Annotated in this window: 1 protein-coding gene; it reads right to left on the reverse strand. The window is 64.0% G+C overall.

The window, feature by feature from the left end:
* Positions 1-150 precede the first annotated feature (150 nt).
* A partial coding sequence (locus tag EN994_RS34625; RefSeq protein ID WP_206530588.1) for a cytosine permease occupies positions 151-522 on the reverse strand: 372 nt, incomplete at its 5' end.

Genomic DNA, 522 nt, shown 5'->3' on the forward strand with positions numbered 1-522 from the left:
GCGCGAGAGGCCAAGCTCGCGGCTGCTTGCGGCGATGAATCACAAGCGCATGGGCACGGGCACGTCGCGCAACTGGAACACGGTGCGCAGATTGGCCGAGATGCTCGGGTAGGTTTTGGGGCGGCTCTCGCCGCCCCAAAATTCACCTTGTCAGGCCTTCGCGGTCCTGGCGCCGGCGCCCAAAGCGGCGGTGCGCAGCACGTAGTAGATGATGCCGGCGATCGCCACGCCGAAGAACCAGCCATAGACACCCCACCAGGACGGCAGCCAGTTGGTGAAGTTGGGCAGGATCGACGAGAAGATGGCGCCGATGCCGGCGGCGATGAAGGCGTTGACGTGCCAGCCGCCCTGGAAGCGGAATTCGCCATCTTCGCGATAAAGCGCCTCGACGTCGACCTCACCCTTCCGGATCAGGTAGTAGTCGACCATCATCACCCCGAAGATCGGCCCCATCGTCGCGCCGATGATGTTGACGAAGGAAGCCGCACTGCCTTCCCATGGCGCGAAGGGATAGAGCAGCAG

It is taken from the genome of Mesorhizobium sp. M7A.F.Ca.CA.002.09.1.1 (genome assembly GCF_003998555.1).
In the GTDB taxonomy this organism is placed as follows: domain Bacteria; phylum Pseudomonadota; class Alphaproteobacteria; order Rhizobiales; family Rhizobiaceae; genus Mesorhizobium; species Mesorhizobium ciceri.